We start from the raw sequence: 24764 nt of genomic DNA, 5'->3' as shown, positions 1-24764 counted from the left end.
TATTTAGTGATTTCTCCAAGGAGCGATCCACCGTTCGATATATTTCAAAAGCTGTGTAAGCACAATCGACAATACCATCAGCACGCCTACATATCCCAAATACTCGGAGGTGCGGAACAGCTCGGAGGCGTGGCGAATCGCGTAGCCGATCCCTTTATTGGCCGCCAGCATTTCCGCAACTACGACAGCGATCAGCGCCCGGCCGATAGCAAGCCGGATCCCGGTTACGATATAAGACATCGTCGATGGAAAAATCACTTCGCGAAACATTTGAAACGAGCTGGCTCCATAAGAACGCGCCGCTTTAATCAACGACGGATCCGTTGTCTTCACCCCAGCCATCGTATTAATCAAGATCGGAAAAATCGACATCGTAAACACCATCATCACCTTAGAAAACGTTTCCAAACCGAACCAAAGAACAAACAGCGGTGTCAATGCCACGACCGGAGTCGTATAAAGCGCTGTAATAATCGGATCAAACGCATACTCAATTTTGCGCCAATAACCAAGTATCAAACCAAGCGGAATGCCGATCAGCGCCATGGCAAAACCAATGCCCACCTCGATGCCGCTAATCGCCAAATGTCCGAACACGGAACCGTTTACAAGAAACAGCCAAACTTGCTCCAAAATTTTGCTCGGCCAGCTGAACATAAACGGATCGATGCCGCCAAGTTGTCCGATCAGCTCCCAGACGACAAATATCGATCCGATGGTGAGGACCGGATAAGTGACGGAGGGCGGCAGTTTCGCTTTTTTGCGGGCTGCCGTGGGCATCGGTATTGTTGCTGCTGCGGTTTTTTCCATTATGCTTCCCCTTTCTGGTACTGCCTTGTGACTTCGCCCTTCAAATGGTCCCAAATCTTCGATTTATACTCTTGGTACTGCGGCAGCAGCTTCGTTTCCAGCGTTCTGGGATAAGGGATATCGATTTTCAAATCGTCGATAATCCGTCCCGGCCGTACCGACATCAGAAATACGCGGTGCGACATAAATACGGCTTCGTCGATCGAGTGCGTAATAAAAATGACCGTCTTTTTCTCCTGCTGCAGCATTTTTAGTACTTCCTCCTGCATGATCTCCCGTGTCTGCTCGTCGATCGCGGAAAACGGTTCGTCCATCAATAATATTTTCGGCTCCACCGCAAACGCCCGGGCAATGCCGACACGCTGCTTCATGCCGCCAGACAACTGATGCGGATATTTATGTTCGAAACCTTCGAGCCCGACCATTTTGATAAAACGCATCACATGGTCTTTGACGTCGCGGTCTTTTTTGCCGGCCAACCGCAAACCGAAAGCGACATTCTGAAATACGGTCTGCCACGGCATCAGTGCGAAATCCTGAAATACCATCGCTTTCTCGCCGCTTGGCCCTTCAATCCGTTTGCCGTTAATGTACACATGGCCCGCTGTCGGATGAATCAAACCGTCTAAAGTATGAAGCAATGTTGATTTTCCACAGCCGCTGGGTCCGATAATAGAGATGAATTCCCCTTCGGTAATGGTGCCTGTGACGTCTTTCAGCGCATGGACCTGGTTAGGCTGGCCCTGATTATATATGACATTGATTCCTTCAAAGCTCATTAACGGCATGGTTGCAGTTGTTGTCATGATTATCCTCCCCCGTCTCTTGGAATAGCTCATACTTTTCATCGCAAGTTAATCTGTAAGCGCAATCATCCTATTTAGTAATCGAACATTCCTTCCTGTGCTTGGTGATAAAACTAAAATACTACGTTTGGGGCATATAAGAAAACAAGATGTTCCTGCTGGCGGAACACCTTGGCGTTTTTTACTTTTCATCTTCCCAAAACCGCTTGGATGCAAGGAACGATTTCATATGAAGCCGGGCCGGCTTCGATAATTTATCCCTCATCGCCTGCCGCCATGTAATGGAGCGTTTGCCCCCTGTCCGGTTCAGCATGTATTGCTCCGTCATTATATCGTAACGGTTCAACTGCTCTTCGTAACGTTCGGACGAATAGCTGTTTTCGTGGAAGACCGCTTCAAGCGGCAGCCTTGGTCTAATTAACGTATTTTGATCCGGGTAACCGATACACATGCCAAATACCGGTGTCACCAGTTCTGGCAGCCCCAGCAATTCCGCCGCTTCCGCGATCTTGTTCCTGATTCCGCCGATATACACGATGCCAAGGCCAAGAGATTCAGCGGCGACTGCGGCGTTTTGCGCGGCCAATGCGACGTCGACCAGCGATACGACCATATTTTCCGTTGTCCCGATGTAAGCCGGCTCGTCTTTAAAATCGCAGGCCTGTTTCAACCTGTACAAATCGGCGCACCATACTAGGAATACCGGACTTTCCGTCACATGCTCCTGGTTTCCGGCAAGCGCGGCAAGCTGCCGCCTTTTCTCGGAATCGGTGACGTGAATGATACTGTACGCTTGAACGTTGCTGGAAGTCGAGGCCATTTGCCCGGCCTGCACAATCGTCCGCAGCAGCTCTGGCGGCACTTGTTCCTTCGTAAATTTGCGGATGGACCGGTGCCTCATCATTAAATCAATGGTTTCGTTCATGATCGGAGCTCCTTTATCGCAGATTTTCACATTATAACATAGCACGGACGAACACCGTATATCCGACAGTCTAGCGGGCGGAAGTCGAGAAAAAAGACGCACCAGGCGGCGCGTCTTATTTGATATATTTGCTTGCCTTCTCGATCGCTTCATCTTCGGTCGCGCCGGTGACGTATCTGCCATTTACATAGATAAAAGCAAACCGCGAGCACGGACCGCAATACGACTTGCAGCCGACTTTAATATCCGTGTCGGGAGCCAGCTTTTGCAGCTTGGAAACTGATGTTTTCATTTTCATATGTTTGCATTTATCGCAAACCCTTATATCATTCTTAGCCATTAGTGATCGCCGTGGTTACCTTTGCCCGGGTTGGTAATCACAAAACCTTCCTGCGGCATGTACAAGTAGTCGATTTTGATGCCGTCCAGAAGCGGCTCGTCTTTCTCCACCAACACGTCGATTTCTTTATCCGTTGATACGACTTCATCTTTATCGGTCGGCGTATCAAGGCCCAGCCCGTAATGAGCGTGGTCTCCATGCTTATGAGTGACGACAACACGCACAATCAGGTCTTTGTTTTCTTCTTTGTCGAGCTCCTGGCGAAGCATCTTGGCGGCGTTTCTAGTAATTTTGACGTTCATCCATGCATCTCCCATTTCATAATTACTACATTTAAACTCTATTGTAATGAAACAGAGGATGGAAAGCAAACATTAGGTGCGTACCTCATCTTGGATACAGCGGGAAATTACATCGTGCTTCAGTTCGACCGGGACCGGCTGATTTAATCCGCTTTGTCCGTATGCGCCGTGCAAACACACCTCAGCCAGCGCTGCGGTATCTTTCAACATATTGCCGGTAAGCAGACAAACCGCGGTCTCGTCCTTATCGATCACCTGCCGCTGCACCAGCTTGCGCAACCCGGCAAGCGACGCGGCCGAAGCCGGCTCGCAGCCGATACCGCTCCTGTCGATCACGGTTTTGGCTTCCATGATCTCTTCGTCGCTGACCGACACCGTGTTGCCTCGCGCCGCCTCCACGACGTAACGCAGCGCTTTTTTCCAGCTGGGCGGGTTGCCGATATTCAGCGCCGATGCGCGGGTTGACGGGGCCGCTTCCGGCACCAGCTCGGCGCGGCCGCCTTCTACCATACGGTGGAACGGGCTGGCGCCCTCTGCCTGAACGATAGCGACCCGCGGCACCCGGTCGATCAAGCCGATCCGGTGCAGATCGGCCAAACCTTTGCCCAGCGCGGTGGCATTGCTGAGCGCGCCGCCCGGCAGCACAATCCAATCGGGAAGCGTCCAGCCCAAAGCGTGGGCTACTTCGAAGACGATGCTTTTCTGGCCTTCAATCCGCAGCGGATTGATTGAGTTGCAGCTGTACAGGCCAAGCTCGGCGCCATGCCGTTCGCTGAAGCGAATGCCGTCGTCGTAGGTGCCGCCGAAGGTCAGCACCTGCGCGCCGTATGCTAACGTCTGCAGCATTTTGCTTGGTGAAACGTTCTTGTCGGGCAGCAGCACGTAAGCGGAATGTCCCGCCATCGCCGCATACATCGCCAGTGATGAAGACGTGTTGCCTGTCGAAGAGCAGATAAACTTGGTGTATCCCATGTAGCTCCCATACGACACCGCTGCCGTCATGCCGTGATCTTTAAACGAACCGCTCGGATTTTCCGAAAGCGCTTTGAGATGGACCCGGCGGAGACCGGCGAAACGGTTCACCGGTTGGCTGACGTACATCCCGGTGTTTCCTTCGAATTTGGTAACAATCGCCGAATCCGGAAGTTCGGGTAAAATCAGTTCCTTATACCTCCACACGCCGCTGGCGTAAACGGTCGACCGCTCGGACAACCGCTTGTCAAACGTGCGTTTTAACCGTTCGGCATCACCGTCCGGCGTTTCCTGCCGCAGATCGAGCAGTTCTCCGCAATCGCACCGGTACACGACACGTGTGCCGGGGTATTCCAAATTGCATGTTTCGCATATCCATTTCATCGTATCCAGCCCCATTCCGTATATTTTTAAATCGGCTCCTTGTGTGCTTGTTGAATCTCCTTTTAAAATATGCGAAAATATCATATAAATCTAATATATATTATTGTTCTAATCATCAATTTTTTTGATGAATCAGCTGTAAGGAGTCGAGCGCATGAATTTGCATGCCCTGCGTTTGTTCTATGAGGTGGCCAAATGCGGCAGCGTCACCAAAGCCGCGGAGTCGGCTCACATCAGCCAGCCTGCGGTCAGCGCCCAGCTGCGCAATTTGGAGAAAGAGCTGGGCATTGCGCTGCTCGCTCCCAAAGGCCGCGGCATTCTGCTGACGGAAGGCGGCGAGCTGCTGTATGCGCAGGCCCGCCGCTTGTTTGGCCTGGAGCGCGACATGGAAGCGCAGCTGGCGTTGTATTCGGCCGGCCGGTACGGCAGCTTGCGCATCGCGGCGACTTATTTGCCGGCCAATTATTTGCTGCCGCGCTGGCTAGCCGGCTTCCGCAGCCGCTTCCCCGATGTCGCGCTGGAAGTGGCGACGATGAATTCGCAGATGGCCTGCGAGCAGCTCTCCCGTTTCGAGGCGGATCTCGCCATCGTCGGCGGAGCCAGCGCTTTGGCCCGTTCAGCCGCCGCCGTCGAGCGTGTGGAAGTGCTCTCCGACGAAGTATGGTTTGTCGTTCCGCCGGAGCACCGGATGGCAGGGCGGCAGGTTGCGCTTGCGGAGCTGCTGGCCGAACCGTTTATCGTCCGGGAGGACGGCAGCTCCATGCAGCAGCTGCTGCTCGCCGTCTGCCGCATGCACCGGCTGCCCGCGCCCGCCGCGGCGCTGAAGCTGGGCGGATCAAGCGAAACGATCCGCGCCGTTACGGCCGGCCTCGGCGCGGGACTGCTGTCCGCGCTGGAAGTGCGCGGCGAAGTCGAGCGCGGCAGCCTCGCCCGCGTCTATGTTGACGCCGAGCTGCCTGCGAATCCGATCGCCGTCTGCACACGTTCGGACGAGCCGCACAAGCCGGCTCTAGCGCAGCTGCTGACGCATATCCGCGAGCAGGTCGAGCAGCTGTGAGCACACGCCTCCGCTCCGACGTCCTGCTTGGCACGCCTGCAGCCGGCGGGGTTTACAGTTAATCGGAGAAACATGTGTTCCCCGGCGCGTCCTATTGATATTGCCGCAATAGTTCTTTATTATGGATAGTAGTGAAAGCTTTTTCACATAAATTCAAAACGGCTACCTACTTACCTTCAAGTAACTAAAGAAAGGGTGAGCGTCCGTCATGTCCACACTGGAGAATGAAAGACCGCTGAAAGCCAGCAACTACATACCCAGAAAACCAACGCATATTGAATGCTCCATTGAAAAAACACTTGATGTGATCGGCGGCAAATGGTCGTTTCTCGTTTTGCGGGAGCTGTTCAGCGGCACCAAACGCTTCGGCGAACTGCAGCGCAAAGTCAACAACATCAGCCCCAAATCGCTCACCGACACGCTTCGCCATCTGGAGGAGCAAGGCGTGCTGGAACGCACCGCTTTTCCGACAGTGCCTGTCACCGTGGAATATAAGCTGACTCCCAAAGGGGAAGATCTTCATCAAATTTTAAAAGAAATGAAGCTGTGGGCGGCCAAGTGGGGCTAGCCCGTCCATCCGGAGCTTAAGGAGCGGCCTATGATCGCGTTTTATAAGAAATATTACAAAACGGTGTTTGACATTGCTTTGCTGCTGCTTACCGTCTACCTGTTCATGCTGCTGTTCAGCTATTTGTACAGCATCGCCACACCGATCTTTTTGGCTTTTGTGATTTACCTGATTATCGAGCCATTCGCCCGTTTCATGAATAAACGGGGGATGAAAAAATCGATCGCGACCGCCATCTCCGTCATCTTGTTTATTCTGATTATTTTAGGCGCGCTGACCGGCGCCGCTTTTATTTTCACTTCCCAACTGCTTGCGTTAAAGGACAAGTTGCCCGACTACACAAGGGCGCTCCAAGAACAAATTTTGCTGCGGACCGATTTTTTCCAAACCCATCTTGATGCGCTGCCCCAAGATGTTATCGACAAAATAAAAGAATACATAACCACTATCACGGAAAAAGCATCAAAACTGTTCGCCGGATTTCTTACAGGCACCTTTAATATGCTGTCCTCCGTCTCGACGTTTGTCGTTAATTTTGCCGTTGGCATCATCCTCGCTTACTTTCTTAGCATCGAGATTGAATCGTGGAAACGAGTGGCCGGCGAGATGACGCCAAAGACGTTTAAATCCGCTTATTATTTTCTGAAAGAAAACGTGCTGATCGGTATCCTCGGTTATGTCAAAGCGCAGCTGAAGCTGATTAGCCTGACGTTTATCGTAATTTTTATCGCGCTGCTTGTCCTGAATGTGCACAATGCGTTTTCGATCGCGCTGCTGTCCGCTATCTTCGACGTGCTTCCGCTGCTTGGCGTATCGACATTGTTTATCCCGTGGATCATTTATTTGTTTGTTGTCGGCAACGTCACGTTGGCTGTTTGTTTGAGCGTATTGCTTGGCGTCGTCATTTTGGTGCGGCAGATCATGGAACCGAAAATTACCGGAGATTCGCTGGGGGTATCGGCTTTTACGATGCTTTCGTTTATGATGATTTCCTTGTCGCTGTTTGGCGTCGCCGGATTGATTTTATCCCCGATACTCATCATTACGATTAAAGCGTTGTACGAGCAGGGTTATCTGAAGAAGTGGATCCGGATGCCGGAAGAAGAGTACGAGCCGGAACGGATTTAAATGTTATATGTTATACTATAGAAAAACGCTAGGAGGTATTGAACCTATGAGCATGCCTCTCGAACGCAAAAACTTCACCTACAAGGATTACTTGCAATGGCCTTACGATGTTCGCTGCGAAATTATCGACGGTGTCGTTTACAACATGACCCCAGCTCCGTCAAGAATCCATCAGGAGCTTCTCCTGGCGATCGCCACCCGATTTTCCAATTATCTGGAGGACAAATCCTGCAAAGTTTATCCTGCTCCCTTCGACGTCCGTCTTCCTAAAGGCAGCGAAAAGGAACAAGACATCGACACGGTCGTCGAGCCGGACATCGTTGTCGTATGCGACCCTTCCAAATTGGATGACCGCGGTTGCAAGGGCGCGCCGGATTTGATTGTGGAAATTCTTTCGCCTTCGACCAGCCGTAAGGACGTCAAAACCAAGTTTACCCTCTACGAACGTTCGGGTGTCAAAGAATATTGGATTGTATATCCCTCCGAACAGATCGTTCACGTATACAAACTCGATGACAACGGAAAATACGCCAACTCCGAGGTATACACCAAAGAAGATGACGTTAAGGTGGGCATTTTTGAAGATTTGACTATACGGCTGCAAGAAGTGTTTAAATCATTGTAAAAAGAAAAGCTGTGCCCCGCGGCGCAGCTTTTTGCGTTTCAATATGCAAAGACGATGCAGTATGCCTTCATCTTACTTCAGCTTATCCCATGCTTGCCTTCCATCCATTTGGCAAACCAGCCTGCAGCCAGCATCGTTACGGCGATATCGTCGATCGGCGTAAACGGCATCACGTCCGGCAGCACCCAATACAGCAGCACCGGGATGATAAACAGCAGCTTATGCGCAAACGGCACATGCGGTGAAACGATAAGTTTATACACTCGTTTAAAAATGTGCGACCAATGCCTTAAAGACAACAGTTTCCTCATCTTTACGCCCCCTATCGAATCGGCTGAACGGTGACAGCATCGCTATTGATGTTAGCCGGCTTGTCTATATTATATCATTAAAAGCTCGCGAATTTCATGCTCCGTCAGCGCAGACAAAACTTCTTGCCCCGGCTGGACCAAATCCTCGAGCAGATGCTTTTTTCTTTGCTGCAGGGCGTACATTTTTTCCTCCAAGGTTCCTTGCGCCACCAGCCGGATCACCTGCACCACATGTTTTTGACCGATCCGGTGAGCGCGGTCCATCGCTTGCTGTTCAACCGCCGGATTCCACCATAAATCGTATAAGAGCACGGTATCCGCTCCGGTCAAATTCAGTCCGGTTCCTCCCGCTTTCAGCGAGATAAGAAATAACTCCCGTTCGCCATCATTAAACCTTTCGCATAATTCGACCCGCTGCGCAGCGGGAGTTTTGCCGTCGAGATAAAAGAACGGCACTCCCCGGTAGCCGAGCTCTCTCCCGATCATGCCAAGCATTTCGGTAAATTGGGAAAAAACAAGCATCCGTTTTCCCGCACTGCGGCAGTCCTCGACAATGTCCAGCAGCTGCTCGAATTTGGCCGAGCCACCTTTGTAATCTTCGATAAACAATCCGGGATGACAGATCACCTGCCGCAGCCGGGTCAAACCGGCCAATATTTTGATCCGGTTCTTATGAAACGTTTCCGCATTCAAATGCTTTAGCGTCTCCTGCTGCAGCTTGGCCAAATAACCTACATACAGCTTTTTCTGCTCAGGCAGCAGCTCGCTTGCTTGCATCGTCTCGATTTTGTCGGGGAGCTCCTGCAGCACATCGCTTTTCAGCCGTCTTAGCATAAACGGTCTGGCCATTCTGGCGATTCTCTCTCGCGGCATCTCGTTAAACGCCTTTCTGCTGGGAAACAGCTGCGGAAAGACGACGTCAAATATCGACCAAAGCTCCTCCAGAGAATTTTCCACAGGCGTGCCTGTCAGCGCAAAGCGGTACCTGGACTGAAGCTCCTTCACGGTTTGCGCCGTCTGTGTCGCATGGTTTTTAAAGGCTTGCGCTTCGTCGAGGATCAGCGTATGAAACCGGCGGCCACTGTATGAAGCGATATCCCTGCGCAGCAGCGGATAAGAAGTGATAACGACATCCGTGCCGGACATTTCTTCCAATAACAAGCTGCGTTCCGTTTTGTCGCCGTCGGCAATGATACTTTTGATTTCGGGGGCGAATTTCGCCAGCTCATTGCGCCAATTGTACATCAGCGAGGCGGGCGCCACAATCAGCGCCGGCAGCTTCTCGCTGCGGATTTCCGGCAGTACGGAGACAAGCAGCGCGATGCTTTGCAGCGTCTTGCCTAGCCCCATATCGTCCGCCAAAATGCCCCCGAAGCGGTAATAAGCCAATGTTTTCATCCAACCGAAGCCGAACTTCTGATAATCCCGCAGCACGGGCGCGAGATGATCCGGCACGGAAAAATCCAAACTGTCGGGATTCCGCATATTGTCCAGCAAACGGCGCAACGATTTGCCGATCTTCACGGCGCTTCCGTGCCGGTCCGCTTCGCTCAGATGCAGCCCGCGGAAAACCGGCACCTTCGCCTCGTTCCCGGTAATATCGTTTAGGCGAATGCCGATCTCATTAAAGAAACGGGCGATTTCTTGAAACTCCGCGTTTTCCAGCGGCAATAACGCCCCGTTTGGCATGCGGTAATATTTCCTTTTTTCCTCCAGCGCTTTCAGCACATCGCGGATTTCTTTCTCCGGAATGCCATCGATGTCGAACCGGAACTCCAGCCAATCCGTCCGTTCGTCCACATCCACCTTCACTTTAGGTGCGGTAATCTTAACAAGCACCCGCTCTTTTACGGCTGATGTAGCGTATATATCGGCCAGCTTCTCCAGACGCGGAATAACGTGGTACAGAAAATCAAACTGCGCCTCTTCTTCGTTCAGCACATATCCGCCTTCCGTTCTGGCAAAACGGCTTTGTTCCAGCAGCTCCAATATTTGCTGTTCCCGCTCCCCGTCGCGGATGAGAATTCGGCCTTCGCCACGCCGCTGCTCGGCGCTCTCCAAAGGATTAACGACGATGTCCCCATATTGAAACTCCAGCCCCGCCAGCAGCCGATCCTTGACTCTGTCCAAATATAATTTGGCTTTCAATTTGGATTGGACGATGCGGTCCGAGACCGCTTGGGCGATATGCACGCTGCCCAGCTTCATGAAGCCGGGTACAACATTTTGCATAAACGGCTCCATCTGTTCGGGGGCAATCCGGATTTGCTGCATAAGCTGCGAGTCCAGCATCATCTTCAGCTCGGATAAACGCCGGCCCCCACCCGGCGGCAGCTTCAGCAGCTTCCCTTCCGTAAGGACCAGTCCATAGTCCTCCAACACCACCAGCTTGTCCATTCCGCCGACATCCAGCCGGTAATCCCCTTCTCCGGTTTCATCAAAATCAAACTGCAGCGGAATCGGATCTTCGCTTACGCAAATGCCTTCGTATACGCCGCCGTCTTGCTCAACCCGCACAAGAGATGCTGCGGAGAGCAGAGTTACGAGGTTGTCCCATGCATACGGCGGAATAATCAGCAGCCGGTCGCCGCCGCTACTGGTCTTATGCTGCGCAAACATACCTGCCGATTCGTTGTATACTTTCTGATTGTGGTATATGTCGATAAGCTGCCTAATGACAGCATCGTCTTCTTTGCGAAAACAATGTTCGGCCGGATCGTATATGAAATGTTTGGAAAAAACATGAGCTTCCGAACGATCGACCTTCTCCAGAAATTCCTTAAGATTGTGCACAATGTATAATCGTTTGGAGCCTATCTTTAACTCGATGCCCATAATCTGCTTCCGGTAGCCGTAAGCACAAGGTTTGCAGATGAACTCAACATCCAGGGGCGTCCTTGTTTCGAAAAAGGTGCGGGAACCGCTTGGCTGCGGCGTCTTTTCGCCAAATAAACCGATTAAGTCGCGGGTAAGCTGCCGCCCTGAGTCGGATCCAGCCGACCTGCCGCGGGCCATTCTCGGGGTCAGCTGCCCCGTCCGGACTTCATCCTCTTGCGGATGCAGCAGCGAAGCGTACGAGCGCACCGGCGCTCTCCCTCCAGCCTGCTTAATGTCATGAATGCTCAGCAGTACAGCGGCAATATGCTTGCAGTAGTTTTCGTATGAATAAGCGGCGGAACAAGTACATTCGGCAACTACATCCCCGTCGCTATCGATCTCAATTACAACATGATAAGCAGCGCGGCCTTTCACCGTCGCCTCATATAGGGAGGAATCGGGTTCGCGATGAGCCATCGTTACTTTGCCGGCATAAAAAACCTCTTCTCCGAGCTCGTAGGAAACTTGGCCGCAAAGCTGCCTGATCACTCGTTGGGTTAATTGAAAGCTCATAATCATGGTGATCCTTTCATACAAGTACAAGGTAAATAACCTTTGCTGTTTCTATTATATGATAGCAGATCGAAGCGGCAAAAACATAGAAACAGACCGGAATCATCCGGTCTGCTCCACATTCAAACCTTCCAGCATCAACCCTGCGACTTCATGATACAGTTCTTCGAATTGCGAAACAGGCAGCGGGTTAACGCCAAGCCCAACCTCCACGGTAAACCCCGGCCTGCGAAATTGTTGGATGAACCAGTCCTTATATCCCGCGTCGCTGCCGGTTAAATGCACTGGCGCGTAACCGCTCGCCCGTCCCAATCTTTTGGCGGTCCGCTCCGCTTCCGGCGGCTCGCAATCACGATAGTTCCAATAGATTTCCCGTCCTTGCGAATGAAAAGAAAGCACCTGCCGGAAGTTCCGGCTGCACGTCCAGACGGCCAAAACTTGAGCTTCCGGCTCCGACAGCGGTCCAAGACCGCCGAAATCCCGCGGCCCCGGTTCAAACACCTGCCGTCGCTCCCTCTCCTCCTCCCAATGTGCCGGAAACTGATCGTTCAGATCGACGCCGCGGATATTTGCCTTCCATCCCGAAAAATCGCATGAACCGCCATTCCACGCAACCAGCTCTTCGCCTAACGGATGCAGCGGCGAAACCCCTTCGTGCACTAGCTGAACGCCATCGGGATTTACCATAGGTACGATCCATAGCGAAGTTTTCTCGTACCATTCTTCCATATTCCGGCCATACAGCGGCATCCCGGTCACACAGGCCATCGCGTATTGCTCGGCGAATCGCATCAGAAGTGGTGTCGTGATCCACTCATTGGCGTGTACCGCCCCGTTATAGTGCACTTCCGTATCTCCCGTGCCGATCCGGATTGCCGGTATCGGATTGCCAAGCACACTTTCTCCAATCACAGCCGCCTGCACAAAAGGGTACTTGCATGTCAGCAATTCCAAGTCGCACATCAACGTGTCGTACCGATAACCTCCCAGCCGTACAGGATCTACGATATATCCGTTCATGTCCAATCCCTCCCGTCTGCAATGTTATGTATATGCCCGCCGTGTTGTATCCACAACCGCTTCGGACATAATTTATTGGATTGCGACAGTTTTAAAAAAACGTCCGGTAAGATCGCCGGACGGTCCTTTAATGTGCGATGAGTTACTTTTTGCGCGTTGGGGCGGGGATGAGCAGGGGGCTTCGACCGCCCATTATAATCATGTCCCCTATGGAATATTTAAGAGGTCGGGACATGATTATAAAAGCGGCCGCTATCGCTTCTCCCCCCTGCACATCCCTTAGGTCAGCTTTCCGCTAGTCTGCCGCATCTAATTACAGCCAAAAAAGCCTGCCGCATACGCAGCAGACTTCCTTTAATACACCGTATTTTTTCAAGCATCCCCATCGTACCCGCTCCCTAGCCTTTGACCGAACCGCTTGTCATTCCGGAAATAAACGATTTGTTCGTTAAGAAATAGACAATCAGAATCGGCAGGATCGACAGCATCGAACCGGCCATCATCAGCGGCCATTCCGCAGCCGCGTTGGCCGAATATTTCAAGGAGATAACGCCGACCGTAAGCGGCCGCATCTCCGGATGGGTCATCGTAAAGATGAGCGGAAGCACGTATTGGTTCCACGCTTCACGGAACGTAAACAAACCGACAACGCCAAGGCCGGGAGCCAGCAGCGGTAAAATAATACGCCAGTAAATCCCGAAAAATCCGCTCCCGTCGATGGTCGCCGCTTCGTCAAGGTCTTTCGGAATCGCCCGGACGAACCGTTCCAGCAAGAAAATATCAAAAGACAAGTGAGTGCCGACAAATATAAGCACGACACTCCATAACGTAGTGTGCATATGCACCGCACGCATCATATCGTACAGCGGACGGAACGTAATCGCGCCAATCGTCACAAACATCGTAGCCGCAAGAATAAACATAATGAGCTTGCGTCCCGGGAACGCTCGTCTGGCCAGCGCATAAGCGCCCATCGAACAAATAACAATATTCATGACGGTGGAAGCAACCGATATAAATAAGCTGTTCCACGTGTATTGAGCGAAGTTGGCCATTTTCCAGGCATCGAAATAGTTTTTCCACTGCCATTTGGACGGCAGCAGGTTTGTGCTGTTCAGCAGCTCGAAATTCGTCTTAAATGAGCCGAATAAAGTAAATATAACCGGATAAACAATCAACACCACGATGACCAGCAGAAAGACCCAAATCACTGTCCAGCCTAGAGCCGACCCGATCCGCGCGGAGGAGTTTATTTTGCTAGTGCTGGCATTCATAAGCCGCGCCTCCTTTCCTCATTAATGAACTTCGCTTGATTTTCTGGAAATATATAAATAGAGACTGGTCAGCACACCAACGATCAGTGCGGATACGAATCCTACCGCCGCGCCGTAACCATACTGCTGCACGACCGCGTCCCCTTCGGATACAGGGAAAAACAGCTTGTAAATGTACAAGTACATGACTTCCGTCTTTCCCCCCGGTCCGCCCGCCGTTAGAACCATGATGCTCTCATAGCTTTTCAGCGTATTGACGATCGCCAGCATAACGATCATTTGCAGTACCGGACCAAGCAGCGGAATCGTAATGTGCCAGAATTGCTGGATTTTGTTTGCGCCGTCGATCGACGCACTTTCATACAAATCGTTCGGAATGCCTTGCAGACCTGCCAAAAAAAGCACCATGTAGTTGCCGACAGCACCCCAGATCGCTACGAGAATCGCCGTCAGCATCGAATATTTGATACCAAGCCATTCGATCGGCTGATCGATTAACCCGGCCGATTTCAGCATATTGTTAATGATCCCGTTATAAGAGTTGAACATCAGGTAAAATACGAGCGAAATGACCGCCGTACTGATGATGGTCGGCATAAAGATGATCGCCCGGAGCGCATTTTTGCCGAACAATTTGTTATTGAGGATAAACGCCAAAATCAGCGACAACGGCAAAGTGATCACCAGCTTACCGGCGGTGAACACAAGCGTATTCCAGACGGATTGCCAATACTGCGTATCGCGGGTAAACAACCGGACAAAATTGTCCCAGCCAATGTATTTGGCTTGGGTAAATCCGTCGTAATCGTAAAACATATATTTAAAAGCCCAAGCCAACGGATAAATAGCAAACAAAGCGAGCATGATGACAGTAGGCAAAATCATCATGTACGGACCGCCGTACGCTTTCAGCTTTTTTTTCAAGCCCATGGATTATTCCGCTCCTTTCATATTCGGGTTTTTGGCAAAACAAAAGCAGGCGCTCTCCGTAAGATGCTTTCCGTGAGAGCGGCCTGCCCGGATATTTAATGCGTGCCGCTTTATTTTTTAATCAAGGCATGAGCGTCAAAATCAGGAATAACGACACGTTTGACGTTGCCTGCTTTTTCCTCAGTGTTCAAGCCGTCGTTGTAGCGCTTGTTCAAATCCTGGATCGCATTGTCCAACGGAGTTAAGCCAAGAATCACTTCAGAGATGACGTTTTGCCATGGCTTGCCTTCGACTTTATGAACCGGGTATGCCGGCCACATGGCGTCATCTTTCGGCGCAAAATCTTTGAAGTTTTTGAGCGTCGGCTCTTTCGCTTTTTCCACAACGCTAGGCACTACGCTTACGCCTTTACCTTGCTCATAATAAGGTACAAGCACTTCGTCGCTGTACAAGTAGTTCATGAATTCCCAAGCGGCTTGTTTGTTCTTCGACTTGCCGGACATATACAGCCAGGAAGCGCCGCCGTTAATATAGTTAGCGCCCTTCGGAGCTTGTCCGTCGACTGTTGGAACTTGCGCTACGCCCCAGTTGATTTTCGTAGGGAACTGGGAATCGTATACGCCAGGCTCAGCGGAAAGAGAGAAGTACATCCCGATTTTACCGGCGGCGAATTGATTGCGCAGCGGGTCGATATCAAGCGATTCGTAACCCGGCAGCATGCTCTTGTTGTCAACGATTTGCTTCAGCGTTTGGACGTAAGGCTTCAGCACGTCAAACGTGTATTGTCCCGTTTTCCAATCGTAGTAGTCTTTGCCGTCCAGGCGAACCATCGGCAGCAATCCGCGTTCAAATGCCGCAGCCGGCGTCTTCATGTTCAAAGCAAAACCGTACACATTGTCGGCTTTGCCCGCTTCCGTAATTTTCTTCGCATCTTCGACAAGCTCGCTGAGCGATTTCGGAGGTTCGGCAATGCCCGCTTTGGCGAACAAATCTTTATTATAGATCAAACGCCAAGTTGTACCGTAGTTGGGCAAGCTGTACGTTTTGCCGTCAAGCGCATTTTGGCGGTCCAGCTTCAGCAGGTTTTCGCCGAAACGTTTGGTCACATCGTCGTTCATATAAGAATCGAGAGGTTCAATCGCTTTCATTTTCACGAGATCCTCGAATTTCAGCTTCATCTTCGCGTTAAATACGTCCGGGGCTTCGTCGGCTTGAATCGCGGTTTGCAGCGCCTGCTCGTAGTTATCGGTCATGATCTGTGTTTCCACTTCAATTTTACCCTTATGGGTTTCGTTGAATTTATCGATTTTCTCTTTCATCAAGTCGGCGTCGTGACGGGCGTTTGTCCAAAATTTAAGTTTAACGGCCTGTCCGGACCCGGATGCCGCACTGTCGCCGGAAGCGGCCGGGGTCTTGTCGTTTTGGCCGCAAGCTGCCAAAGCGGAAGATGCAAGCACCAGAGAAAGGGCCATACTGGCATAACGCATATTCTTTTTCATAAAAAGCTTTCCTCCCATTTTGTCGAATCAAGTTGTTTCATGTCGTTCCCATATACAAAAGTATAGCTGAATTCGCCATGATGAATAGGGAGGCATTTTTCATGAGGGAGGGGGGGGAATTACTCCTGATGATCTTCTCCGCCCGCGGTGCCCAACCTCTGTTCCCGGTACTCCGAAGGAGTTACGCCCACCCTCCGCTTGAAAATTTCCCGAAAATATTTGCGGTCGTGATAACCGAGCCGCTCGGCGATTTCGTATATCGGCAGCCCAACGTCATCCAGCCATTCCTTGGCTTGCTTCAGCTTGCAGTCGGTGACGTATTCAACAAACGTGCTCCCGGTCTCGCGTTTGAACAAGCTGCTGAAATAGTTCGGACTGACTCCGACATGATCGGCTACGGCGGCAAGGCTGACGTTTTGCAGCAGGTACTGTTCGATAAACAGCTTGGCTTCGCCTACAATATTTTTCGATCCCGCCTGGATTGTGATCTTGATTTGCGCAGCCGCTTCGGCGAACCAGCGGGCGATGTGATCCTGCAGCTCGGACAAACTGGCCGTGTCACATGTTTCATACCACGATTTCGACAGCAGACTGGGGCGGCTTTCATCCAATCCCGAGTCAAGCAGCACCCGGTGCAGCGCCGCGGCCAGTTGAATGCAGGTTAATCTGAAATCCTGCGCCGACGCCTCCTCATCTTTTAACGCCTCGAAAAAAGAGCGTACCCCCTCTTCTACCATATCCGTCTGCCCGCGGCGCAGCATCGTCATCAGTTCGTGCTCCTGGAGCACGGGGTATACGGTCCGTTTTAACCGGTAAGGCAGCAAATCCTCAAAATGCGCCACCTGGTTGCCGCCGAAGAAGTACACATGTTCGATCGCCTCGCGTGCTTCCTTATAAGCACCGGGCAAACCGCCGAGCTCAGGGCACAACGAGCTGATTCCGATCGTCACCGTCAGGCTGGAGTGTGTTTCGATTGACTGGCGGCAGACTTCAGCGAACGCCAGCAGCTTCTCTTTCACCTGCTTTTCCGGCTCGGCCAAGTCATAATTCAGCAGCAGCGTCAATACGCCCCATTCAGAGAAAAAAGGAATGCCGATTCCCCATGATGGCAAGCAATCGCCGATGATGTTCTCGACAATAAAACGGGACAACTCAATCTCTTCCACCTTCTGGTGGACGATATGTTGAAAATGATCGATCGCTATGGCCAGAAGCGCAAACGACTGCGGATGCAGCGGAATTTCCGCAAACTCCCATTTATCTTTGGAGAGCAGCCGGCGCGGGTCGGGAAAATGAATCATTTCGTTTAAATACTGCTGCCTGAGCGCCGGCAGACTGCGGCGGATCGTTTGCATAAACCGCTGGCGCTGCTCGCCTTGCTCTTTCATTTTGACAAGTTCCTGCAGCTGCTTGCTCACGATTTCCGTAAGCTCGTTAATATCGACCGGCTTCAACACATAATCCGAAGCCCCTAAAGCGAGCGCCTGCTTGGCATACTCAAACTCCTCATAACCGCTTAACACGACAAAACGCATCGCATGTCCGGTGGCCCGCAGTTTGCCCATCAGCTCAATTCCGTTCATGTTGGGCATCTTTATATCCGTCACCAGCAGGTCCGCGGGGAAATGCGCGAATTTCTCCAGCGCTTCCTTGCCGTCCAAAGCGATCTCCACTTCGCTGACGCCCAGCGCTTCCCAATCGATATGCTTGCGGATGCCCTGCACCACGCTTTCCTTATCGTCAACCAGCAGCACCTTCATCTGAGCCGCTCCTCTCCTGCTTCCGCAGCAATCCGAATTACGATCCGTGTGCCTTCTCCCAGACGGCTTTCGACGTGCAGCGACGCTTTTTCTCCGTAAAAATAAGCCAGCCGCTCCTTAATATTGGCGACGGCATATCCTTCCCCGTTAGTTTCCGCTTGCCTTTCCATTGCTTCCGCATGATGAGGTTCGTTAAATTTCCGCACCAGCGCCGGTTCGATGCCGCTGCCGTTGTCCTCCACCTGCAGCACGATGACATGTGGTTCCTCGAACCGGCTGCTTACCTTAATAAAGAAATTTTTATATTCATTCGCTTTAAAAGCATGAAGCACGCTGTTTTCGGCCAGCGGCTGCAAAATGATTTTGGGCACAACCAGCTGACCCGTTCGTTCGCCGACAGCGATGTCGAAGGAAAACTGCCTTTTGTACTGATAGTTGACCAGCTTCAAATATTGCTCCACATGCTCCATTTCTTTGGCAACCGTTGTCGCTTCTTCGCCGCGGTTCAAGCTTAAGCGAAAAAAACGCGACAACGACAAAATAATATCGGCCGCCGCGGGATCCTGAAACTCCAGCGCCTTCCAATAAATCTCGTCCAGCGTATTGTACAGAAAATGCGGATTGATCTGAGCCTGCAGCGCCCTCATCTCCGCCCGGCGTTTGCCTTGGCTTTCCTCCACCACCTGACGCAGCAGCTTCTGGATCTGCCCCAGCAGCTCGTCGAAGCGGCTGCCGAGCTCCCCGATTTCATCCGTGCTGCTCGAAGCGAAACGCACCTGCAAATTCCCTTGCCCCGCTTGGCTCATCAGCCGCTGCAGCCGGCGCACCGGGTTGGTGACCAGCCGGGCGATATATTTATTGAGCAGAAACGAACAGACCAGCAGGATCGCCGTCATCGCCAACGTAACATATTGAAAATAAGAAACCGGCTCCATCAGCTTGTCCTTCGGCTGAAAAATAACCGCCTGCCAACCGGCAAAGGAAATCGGCTGATGGTTCACCAGATACGTGCGGCCGTCCAAATCCATGTCAAAAAATCCGGGGCTGGCCGCCGCATTCGGGCTGATTTCCCGCCAATGGAGCCCTTTCAGCACCGGCCCGGCATACGAGCTGATGATCGGGTTCCCCTGCTCGTCCAATATAGCCGAGAAGCCGCCGTCCACAAGCTGAATGTTGTTTAAATTTTTGATGAACGGCTCGGCAGCCAGCGTAATGACGATATAGCTGTCCAGGTCCAACGCACCGGTATCCACCGCCGGCCGGGTAACCAGACTGATGATCTCCCCCTCCCTGGCAAACAGCGGATCCTGCTGCAAATAGATCCACCGGTTTGTCGGCGAATCGCTGATCGCTTCGTAATAAACCGACTGTTTAAACGGAGCAGCCAGTCTTTCCATTGGGAGTCCGGCATAAAATTCCCCTTTGGGCGTGTACAAATAGATCGAGCGAATCGTGCCTGAGGTTAACCTTATATTGGAAAACAACGAAAACACTTTATTAAAAACGACGGAATACGAAGCGTCGTATTTATTTTGGCTCCAATCGATCGTTTGCTGCAGGTCCTTGCTTGTATTAATCAAATACAGCTTGTCCGATACGTTTTTCAGCTCGTTGTTCATATAAACGCTGAGCTGGTATGCCGTAGATTCCGCTGACGTATAAGCATAATTCTGCAGTTTGCCGGCCGCCTGGTAGAAGGAAATCATCCCGGTTAAAGGCACAGCCAGCAAAATGACAATCGACGTCATGAGAAACACTTTCCATTCCAGACTGAAATTACGCAAGCCGGCCAGCTTGCGTGAAAACCACCGCAGCATGTTCCATTCACCTCATCCCTTTTTTTATCACAACCGGTTCCAAGGGGAAAGGGTTAAAAATTTATCGTTGCCAGAAATAGCCGTAAATATTTCTCCTTGATAAGAAAAATGTCTGCGTATCCATGCTTCATCACAAAGCATGGACCGCAGACACGGGGATGAAATTAGGTTATGACGCTTACACAATCAAATTCGTAATCTGCCAATCGAAGGGAGTCACTTCAATTGGCTGCTCCAGCCACATCTCGGCGATTTGTTTGAACAGCTGGGGTTGCCCGCTGCAAAAGAATTGATGCTGCGGAGTTTCATCAGCACCGGCCAACATGCCTCTATGTCCTAATATGGTGCTGATTTCACGCGCCGTTTCGTCGGCTGAGCTAATGAGCTCAACTTCCGGACCCATCACCTGGCCAATCAGCTTGGATAAATACGGATAATGGGTGCAGCCAAGGATGAGACAATCCATGGGCAGCTCACGAATCGGGGCTAACGAGCGTTCGACGGTTTCAATTGCTTCCAAGCCGTCAAAGCGGCCGCTCTCCACAAGCGGTACCAAATCAGGGCATGCCAACCCAACCACCTGTATCCCGGGACTTATTTGTTTCAGCACCTGCTCATAGGCTCCGGTTTGAATCGTGCCTTTCGTACCGATTACCCCCACTTTTCGGGCGCGTGTCGATTTAATCGCAGCTCTGGCTCCCGGATGAATCACACCGGCAACCGGTATGGATACTCGCGAGCGAATATGTTCCAGTGCGATAGCCGTAGCGGTATTGCAAGCAATAACAAGCATTTTAGGCTGGAACTGAGTTAAATAATCCACGATTTGTTGTGTAAACAGCAAGACCTCGCGGGCTGGTCTTGGGCCGTATGGAGCGCGGGCCGTATCGCCAAAGTAGATAATTTTTTCTTGCGGAAGCTGGCACAATACTTCCTTGACCACGGTCAGACCGCCTACCCCGGAATCCAATATGGCAACTGCTTGCTGCACGAGCTCTCGCTTCCTTTGTCTGAAGGATGGTTGAAGCGTACATATTAAGCTATGTATGCCGCCGGTAAAAGGTACCGGACAACCACCACGTGGCCAAGGGATACGGAGCAAATCGGGCATTAGGAAATGTCGTCGAGCAATCCGAACTCATAACCGGCTTTGCGCACCTCTTTAATGATGCGGTCCAGCGCTTCAATATTTTCCGGTGAACCCTGATGCATTAATATGATATTCCCGTCATGCAAATTGTTTAAAATATCGTTCAGCGGATCTTCCGGTCCGTTCTTGCGCGGCAGCCAGTCCACCATCGCCGTAGACCAGAATACGGATGTGTAACCCATATCCGATACAAGACTGAGCAGGTGCATGTTGTAGCGGCCGTAAGGGAACCGGAAATACGGCGGCACGTCTTTGCCCGTCGTCTCTTTGAACAGTTTAGCGAAATCGTTGATTTCCTGCTTTACCTGATCGTCGGTTTGTAGATTCATATCCGTATGCGTCATCGTATGGTTGGCTACCAAATGGCCGTCGTCAACCAGTTGGCGAATAAAGTCCGGATATTTCTTCATATTATAGCCGGCGATGAAAAAATTCACTTTAGCGTCGTTATCCTTGAGCGTCTTCAGCAGAAGATCGGTATCCCCCATCGGCCCGCCCGTATCGAAGGTGATGTACACCTTTTTGCCTTTGCCGACCCACAGCGCTTTTTGATCCTCCGTATATTTTTTCGTTTCCGGAGGAAAATTCGGCACCTCGCCTTTTTTCTTCTTCATGTAATACCAGGATAACGCGGTTCGGTCCCCTTGCACGGAAGCGGCTTGTTTGGCCGGCTTATCCGCGGCAGCCGGCTTCTTCTCGCCATAAACCGCAGAAACGGCGGATGCAGGCGCTGGTGTAGTTACGGCTGCCGCAGACTCCGCTGGCGGGTTCGCCTCGGCGGTCGCAGGCGGCTTCTCCGCTGGCGCCGGCGCCGGCGCAATAGAGGGAGACGGCTGTATGGCAGGAGCGGATGCCACCGGCGCCGGCGGTGCGGATTGCGGCGGAGGCGCCGAAGCCTGCGGCGGAGCCGATGGCGTTGTCTCCGTGCACGCAATCAACGCCATGCTGATGGCGATCAATGACAAACAGACGGTTACACTTTTTAAGGTCATATTTGTTCCCTCATTTCCCATGCTAGGCAGGTGCTGCCAACTCTATTATATCGGAATGATAGATTGTCGTATAGCATTTATGCCGGAGAGCAGCGGCCGAATAACAGGAGACTCTGTCTAATTGCGAGGGGAAATACATGGATGCAGAAAAAGAAACAGACTGTTTCAGCAAGCCTGTGAGCCTGCCAAAACAGTCTGTTCTTATGTTTATTGTGATTTGCTTGTTACACAAACTTCGGAAGCCAACTGCCATGCGCCTCAATCAAGTCGTCGCAAAGCGAAACAATATCGTCCATCGACAGCTCGGAGCTGGTATGCGGATCTAGCAGCGCGGCATGGTAGATATGCTCTTTTTTGCCGGTGATAGCGGCTTCGACTGTGAGCAGCTGCGTATTGATGTTGGTTCTGTTCAGCGCGGCAAGCTGCGGTGGCAAATTGCCGACATAGGTCGGGCTGACGCCGCTGCGGTCGATCAGACAAGGCACCTCAACGCAAGCTTCCTTCGGCAGGTTAGGAATCAGCCCGCCTGTATTCATCACATTGCCGCCCAGCTTATATGGATTGTTCGTTTCCATCGCCTCGAAAATAAACGAAGCGTATTCGTGCGAACGCTTGTGCTCCAGATTACGGTCGTTCACCAGCTCTTCGCGCATCGTTTTCCATCTTTCGATTTGGCGGATGCAGCGGCGCGGGTATTCGTCCAGCGGAATGTTTAACGCGTCGATCAGCTCCGGATAATTGTGCTTGATGAAATACGGGTGGTATTCGGCGTTATGCTCGGAAGATTCGGTGACGTAATAGCCGAACTTAAACATCAATTCGTAACGCACCATGTCGTTGTGCTTTTCCTTCTGCCGTTCGGCAGCGCGGCGTTTGATTTCCGGATACAGGTCGACGCCGTCCTTGGAAACCTCAAGCAGCCAAGCCATATGGTTAATGCCGGCAATTTTGGATTTAACGCCTTCGGTTTCGATCCCGAGGTCGCGGAACAGATGCGATACGCATGTCTGCACGCTGTGGCACAAACCGATCGTATTAATGCCTCCGTGCGTATTCATCACATTAGTCAGCACAGCCATCGGATTCGTATAATTCAAGAACAGCGCATCCGGGCAAACCTCTTGCATATCGCGGGCAAAATCAAGCATAACCGGAATCGTCCGCAAATTGCGGAACAAACCGCCGATGCCAACCGTATCGGCAATCGTTTGACGCAGGCCGTATTTTTTGGGAATCTCAAAGTCGGTGATCGTGCAAGGGTCATACCCGCCGACCTGAATCGCGTTTACTACATATTTGGCGCCGCGCAGCGCTTCCTTGCGGTCCGTATACGCTTTCACGGTACAGGTGCTGCCTGACGACATCTTAATATTGTTGAGCATGTTCTCCGAATCTTTCAACCGCTCTTGGCTAATGTCGAACAAAGCAATCTCGAAATCTTGCAATGCCGGAGTCAGCATCACATCTCCAAGTACATTTTTGGCAAATACGGTGCTTCCCGCACCCAAGAAAGTAACCTTCGGCATAAGTGTAGAGCCTCCTATAAGGGATTAATCGATCTACGACTTACTATACTCCCAACTTGCGCCCAAGCATATGGATACATACCATTTTCGTATGGAGAAATGTAGTCTGTTTGCAGTAATTTATAATTGCGCATTTTCAGCGGCCCCGGTATAATCACGAGTGAATGTTAAGTAGTGTACGTAAGATGCCGATAAATCGCCTGTTTTCTGATTCCCGGCGAATGAAGGAAATGCCTGGAATCGCCAAAGTTTTCAGTACAAATGTAGTCCGTTGCAATTGCATGCCACCATCCAGCGAAAGGTCGATGACACGCCATGATCACTCCGACGCACTCCGTCACCATCAATCCGCATTCCGGCAAAGGCGAGCTTACCGTATTGTTCGGCGGCCATGCCCAAACCCCTCCGCTTCATGACGTCGGCCCCAAAGTGGTCGACTACCATCTCGTTCATTACGTATTGTCCGGCAAGGGCCGGTTTAGCTGCGCAGGCCATGAATATACGCTGGAGAAGGGTGCCAGCTTTTATATATTCCCGGGCGAACTGACAGCTTATGTATCGGATGAAACTGACCCTTGGAGCTACCGCTGGATCGGATTTAAAGGAACAAGAGCCGACGAATTTCTTAGCACGCTCGGAATTTCCATAAATAAACCCGTCGTTCAGTCTCCGTTCAGCAGAAAGGTATCTTCGCTGTACCGGCACGTAGAGCAAACGCTGCTGGAAGGCCCGGCAGGCTGCGATATGGAAGCCGGAGCTTATTTGCGGCTTATCTTTGCGGAACTGGCCCGTCACCGGACGTCCACTGAACCTCTGAAAGAGGAGATTTCCGCCATCCGCCAGCAGGTCGATCAAGCCATTCGCTGGCTGACCTTGCAGTATTATCAGCCTGTTTCGATCGAGCAGATGGCGCAAACGCTTGGTTACCATCGAACCCATCTGTCCAAAATGTTCAAGCAATATACCGGGATGTCGCCCTCGCAGTTTCTGCTTAAAATCCGGATGGAACGCGCCAAGCTGCTGCTGCTTGAGCCGCTGACCGTTGAGCAGGTTGCATCGTCGGTCGGTTTTACCGACGCGCTGTATTTCTCCAAACAATTCAAAAAATGGTACGGCAGCTCGCCTTCCGACTACCGCTGCGACCAAAACTTTAAACCTTACGATTGCGCCACTTAAAA

22 protein-coding genes are annotated in these 24764 nt (G+C 51.6%); 5 read left to right on the top strand and 17 right to left on the bottom strand.

All coding sequences use genetic code 11. The annotated features are described in order from the left end of the window. Nucleotides 1-3: 3 nt before the first annotated feature. From EYB31_RS03745 to thrC, 6 genes are all read right to left on the bottom strand, one after another. Nucleotides 4-810: an ABC transporter permease gene (locus EYB31_RS03745; RefSeq protein ID WP_131011926.1), complete on the bottom strand. Its 807-nt coding sequence runs from the start codon at nucleotides 808-810 to the stop codon at nucleotides 4-6. Then, nucleotides 810-1616, bottom strand: a complete 807-nt coding sequence (locus tag EYB31_RS03740; protein ID WP_206105430.1) for an ABC transporter ATP-binding protein — start codon at nucleotides 1614-1616, stop codon at nucleotides 810-812. Before EYB31_RS03740 ends, EYB31_RS03745 begins: the two co-directional genes overlap by 1 nt. Before the next feature lie 181 nt (nucleotides 1617-1797). Continuing rightward, the gene (gene nfsA / locus EYB31_RS03735) at nucleotides 1798-2541 is read right to left on the bottom strand and encodes an oxygen-insensitive NADPH nitroreductase (RefSeq protein WP_131011925.1); all 744 of its coding nucleotides are present in this window, start codon (nucleotides 2539-2541) and stop codon (nucleotides 1798-1800) included. 115 nt (nucleotides 2542-2656) lie between these two features. Further along, nucleotides 2657-2881: a YuzB family protein gene (locus EYB31_RS03730; RefSeq protein ID WP_131011924.1), complete on the bottom strand. Its 225-nt coding sequence runs from the start codon at nucleotides 2879-2881 to the stop codon at nucleotides 2657-2659. Continuing rightward, a complete protein-coding gene (locus EYB31_RS03725; protein ID WP_131011923.1) occupies nucleotides 2881-3183 on the bottom strand; it encodes a HesB/IscA family protein in 303 nt (100 codons plus the stop codon). The genes EYB31_RS03730 and EYB31_RS03725 overlap by 1 nt, the downstream gene beginning before the upstream one ends. 72 nt (nucleotides 3184-3255) lie before the next feature. Then, complete coding sequence (thrC, locus tag EYB31_RS03720) at nucleotides 3256-4539, bottom strand: threonine synthase (protein WP_131011922.1); 1284 nt, start codon at nucleotides 4537-4539, stop codon at nucleotides 3256-3258. A gap of 154 nt (nucleotides 4540-4693) precedes the next feature. Here thrC and EYB31_RS03715 point away from each other — a divergent pair, with 154 nt between their 5' ends. The 4 genes from EYB31_RS03715 to EYB31_RS03700 all read left to right on the top strand — a co-directional run bounded on the left by EYB31_RS03715 (nucleotide 4694) and on the right by EYB31_RS03700 (nucleotide 7917). Continuing rightward, nucleotides 4694-5596, top strand: coding sequence for a LysR family transcriptional regulator (locus EYB31_RS03715; protein ID WP_131011921.1), 903 nt, complete (start codon nucleotides 4694-4696; stop codon nucleotides 5594-5596). A gap of 208 nt (nucleotides 5597-5804) precedes the next feature. Beyond that, the gene (locus EYB31_RS03710) at nucleotides 5805-6164 is read left to right on the top strand and encodes a winged helix-turn-helix transcriptional regulator (protein ID WP_131011920.1); all 360 of its coding nucleotides are present in this window, start codon (nucleotides 5805-5807) and stop codon (nucleotides 6162-6164) included. A 30-nt stretch (nucleotides 6165-6194) separates the two neighbouring features. Continuing rightward, complete coding sequence (ytvI, locus tag EYB31_RS03705; protein WP_131011919.1) at nucleotides 6195-7292, top strand: sporulation integral membrane protein YtvI; 1098 nt, start codon at nucleotides 6195-6197, stop codon at nucleotides 7290-7292. A gap of 46 nt (nucleotides 7293-7338) precedes the next feature. Then, nucleotides 7339-7917, top strand: a complete 579-nt coding sequence (locus EYB31_RS03700) for a Uma2 family endonuclease (protein WP_131011918.1) — start codon at nucleotides 7339-7341, stop codon at nucleotides 7915-7917. A 77-nt stretch (nucleotides 7918-7994) separates the two neighbouring features. On the opposite strand, the gene EYB31_RS03695 is transcribed toward EYB31_RS03700, so the two are convergent. The 11 genes from EYB31_RS03695 to melA all read right to left on the bottom strand — a co-directional run bounded on the left by EYB31_RS03695 (nucleotide 7995) and on the right by melA (nucleotide 23586). Further along, on the bottom strand, nucleotides 7995-8228 hold the full coding sequence (locus tag EYB31_RS03695; RefSeq protein ID WP_131011917.1) for a hypothetical protein: 234 nt from the start codon (nucleotides 8226-8228) through the stop codon (nucleotides 7995-7997). 69 nt (nucleotides 8229-8297) lie between these two features. Then, entirely contained in the window at nucleotides 8298-11618 is a 3321-nt protein-coding gene (locus tag EYB31_RS03690) for a DEAD/DEAH box helicase (RefSeq protein WP_131011916.1), read from the bottom strand. Nucleotides 11619-11720: 102 nt separating this feature from the next. Next, complete coding sequence (locus tag EYB31_RS03685; RefSeq protein WP_131011915.1) at nucleotides 11721-12638, bottom strand: M14 family metallopeptidase; 918 nt, start codon at nucleotides 12636-12638, stop codon at nucleotides 11721-11723. Nucleotides 12639-13036: 398 nt separating this feature from the next. Further along, on the bottom strand, nucleotides 13037-13912 hold the full coding sequence (locus tag EYB31_RS03680; protein ID WP_131011914.1) for a carbohydrate ABC transporter permease: 876 nt from the start codon (nucleotides 13910-13912) through the stop codon (nucleotides 13037-13039). A gap of 21 nt (nucleotides 13913-13933) precedes the next feature. Beyond that, nucleotides 13934-14842, bottom strand: coding sequence for a carbohydrate ABC transporter permease (locus EYB31_RS03675; RefSeq protein WP_131011913.1), 909 nt, complete (start codon nucleotides 14840-14842; stop codon nucleotides 13934-13936). A 110-nt stretch (nucleotides 14843-14952) separates the two neighbouring features. Next, entirely contained in the window at nucleotides 14953-16341 is a 1389-nt protein-coding gene (locus EYB31_RS03670; protein ID WP_165452191.1) for an ABC transporter substrate-binding protein, read from the bottom strand. Nucleotides 16342-16460: 119 nt separating this feature from the next. Further along, nucleotides 16461-18101: a response regulator gene (locus EYB31_RS03665; protein WP_131011911.1), complete on the bottom strand. Its 1641-nt coding sequence runs from the start codon at nucleotides 18099-18101 to the stop codon at nucleotides 16461-16463. Next, nucleotides 18098-19918, bottom strand: coding sequence for a cache domain-containing sensor histidine kinase (locus tag EYB31_RS03660; RefSeq protein ID WP_131011910.1), 1821 nt, complete (start codon nucleotides 19916-19918; stop codon nucleotides 18098-18100). The genes EYB31_RS03665 and EYB31_RS03660 overlap by 4 nt, the downstream gene beginning before the upstream one ends. A 178-nt stretch (nucleotides 19919-20096) precedes the next feature. Then, nucleotides 20097-20909 (bottom strand): glutamate racemase, encoded by an 813-nt coding sequence (gene racE, locus EYB31_RS03655; protein ID WP_131011909.1) that lies wholly within the window; start codon nucleotides 20907-20909, stop codon nucleotides 20097-20099. A gap of 119 nt (nucleotides 20910-21028) precedes the next feature. Then, complete coding sequence (locus EYB31_RS03650) at nucleotides 21029-22060, bottom strand: polysaccharide deacetylase family protein (RefSeq protein ID WP_240762031.1); 1032 nt, start codon at nucleotides 22058-22060, stop codon at nucleotides 21029-21031. A 224-nt stretch (nucleotides 22061-22284) separates the two neighbouring features. Further along, a complete protein-coding gene (gene melA / locus EYB31_RS03645) occupies nucleotides 22285-23586 on the bottom strand; it encodes an alpha-glucosidase/alpha-galactosidase (protein ID WP_131011908.1) in 1302 nt (433 codons plus the stop codon). 315 nt (nucleotides 23587-23901) lie between these two features. Between melA and EYB31_RS03640 the strand changes: the two genes are divergently transcribed. Further along, on the top strand, nucleotides 23902-24762 hold the full coding sequence (locus tag EYB31_RS03640; RefSeq protein ID WP_131011907.1) for a helix-turn-helix transcriptional regulator: 861 nt from the start codon (nucleotides 23902-23904) through the stop codon (nucleotides 24760-24762). The last annotated feature ends 2 nt before the right edge of the window (nucleotides 24763-24764 follow it).

Source organism: Paenibacillus thalictri (assembly GCF_004307995.1).
Lineage (GTDB): Bacteria > Bacillota > Bacilli > Paenibacillales > NBRC-103111 > Paenibacillus_AF > Paenibacillus_AF thalictri.
The sequence above is the reverse complement of the archived record's forward strand: the minus strand, read 5'-3'. Positions and strand labels throughout refer to the sequence as shown.

Bases quoted from the DNA above. Each gene is read 5' to 3' on its own strand.
- EYB31_RS03730 (WP_131011924.1), bottom strand. From the start codon at position 2,881: ATGGCTAAGAATGATATAAGGGTTTGCGATAAATGCAAACATATGAAA.
- nfsA (WP_131011925.1), bottom strand. From the start codon at position 2,541: ATGAACGAAACCATTGATTTAATGATGAGGCACCGGTCCATCCGCAAA.
- EYB31_RS03680 (WP_131011914.1), bottom strand. From the start codon at position 13,912: ATGAATGCCAGCACTAGCAAAATAAACTCCTCCGCGCGGATCGGGTCG.
- EYB31_RS03715 (WP_131011921.1), top strand. From the start codon at position 4,694: ATGAATTTGCATGCCCTGCGTTTGTTCTATGAGGTGGCCAAATGCGGC.
- EYB31_RS03745 (WP_131011926.1), bottom strand. From the start codon at position 810: ATGGAAAAAACCGCAGCAGCAACAATACCGATGCCCACGGCAGCCCGC.
- EYB31_RS03740 (WP_206105430.1), bottom strand. From the start codon at position 1,616: ATGACAACAACTGCAACCATGCCGTTAATGAGCTTTGAAGGAATCAAT.
- EYB31_RS03725 (WP_131011923.1), bottom strand. From the start codon at position 3,183: ATGAACGTCAAAATTACTAGAAACGCCGCCAAGATGCTTCGCCAGGAG.
- EYB31_RS03660 (WP_131011910.1), bottom strand. From the start codon at position 19,918: ATGCTGCGGTGGTTTTCACGCAAGCTGGCCGGCTTGCGTAATTTCAGT.
- EYB31_RS03710 (WP_131011920.1), top strand. From the start codon at position 5,805: ATGTCCACACTGGAGAATGAAAGACCGCTGAAAGCCAGCAACTACATA.
- EYB31_RS03690 (WP_131011916.1), bottom strand. From the start codon at position 11,618: ATGAGCTTTCAATTAACCCAACGAGTGATCAGGCAGCTTTGCGGCCAA.
- ytvI (WP_131011919.1), top strand. From the start codon at position 6,195: ATGATCGCGTTTTATAAGAAATATTACAAAACGGTGTTTGACATTGCT.
- EYB31_RS03685 (WP_131011915.1), bottom strand. From the start codon at position 12,638: ATGAACGGATATATCGTAGATCCTGTACGGCTGGGAGGTTATCGGTAC.
- melA (WP_131011908.1), bottom strand. From the start codon at position 23,586: ATGCCGAAGGTTACTTTCTTGGGTGCGGGAAGCACCGTATTTGCCAAA.
- EYB31_RS03670 (WP_165452191.1), bottom strand. From the start codon at position 16,341: ATGAAAAAGAATATGCGTTATGCCAGTATGGCCCTTTCTCTGGTGCTT.
- EYB31_RS03665 (WP_131011911.1), bottom strand. From the start codon at position 18,101: ATGAAGGTGCTGCTGGTTGACGATAAGGAAAGCGTGGTGCAGGGCATC.
- thrC (WP_131011922.1), bottom strand. From the start codon at position 4,539: ATGAAATGGATATGCGAAACATGCAATTTGGAATACCCCGGCACACGT.
- EYB31_RS03695 (WP_131011917.1), bottom strand. From the start codon at position 8,228: ATGAGGAAACTGTTGTCTTTAAGGCATTGGTCGCACATTTTTAAACGA.
- EYB31_RS03675 (WP_131011913.1), bottom strand. From the start codon at position 14,842: ATGGGCTTGAAAAAAAAGCTGAAAGCGTACGGCGGTCCGTACATGATG.
- EYB31_RS03640 (WP_131011907.1), top strand. From the start codon at position 23,902: ATGATCACTCCGACGCACTCCGTCACCATCAATCCGCATTCCGGCAAA.
- EYB31_RS03700 (WP_131011918.1), top strand. From the start codon at position 7,339: ATGAGCATGCCTCTCGAACGCAAAAACTTCACCTACAAGGATTACTTG.
- EYB31_RS03650 (WP_240762031.1), bottom strand. From the start codon at position 22,060: ATGACCTTAAAAAGTGTAACCGTCTGTTTGTCATTGATCGCCATCAGC.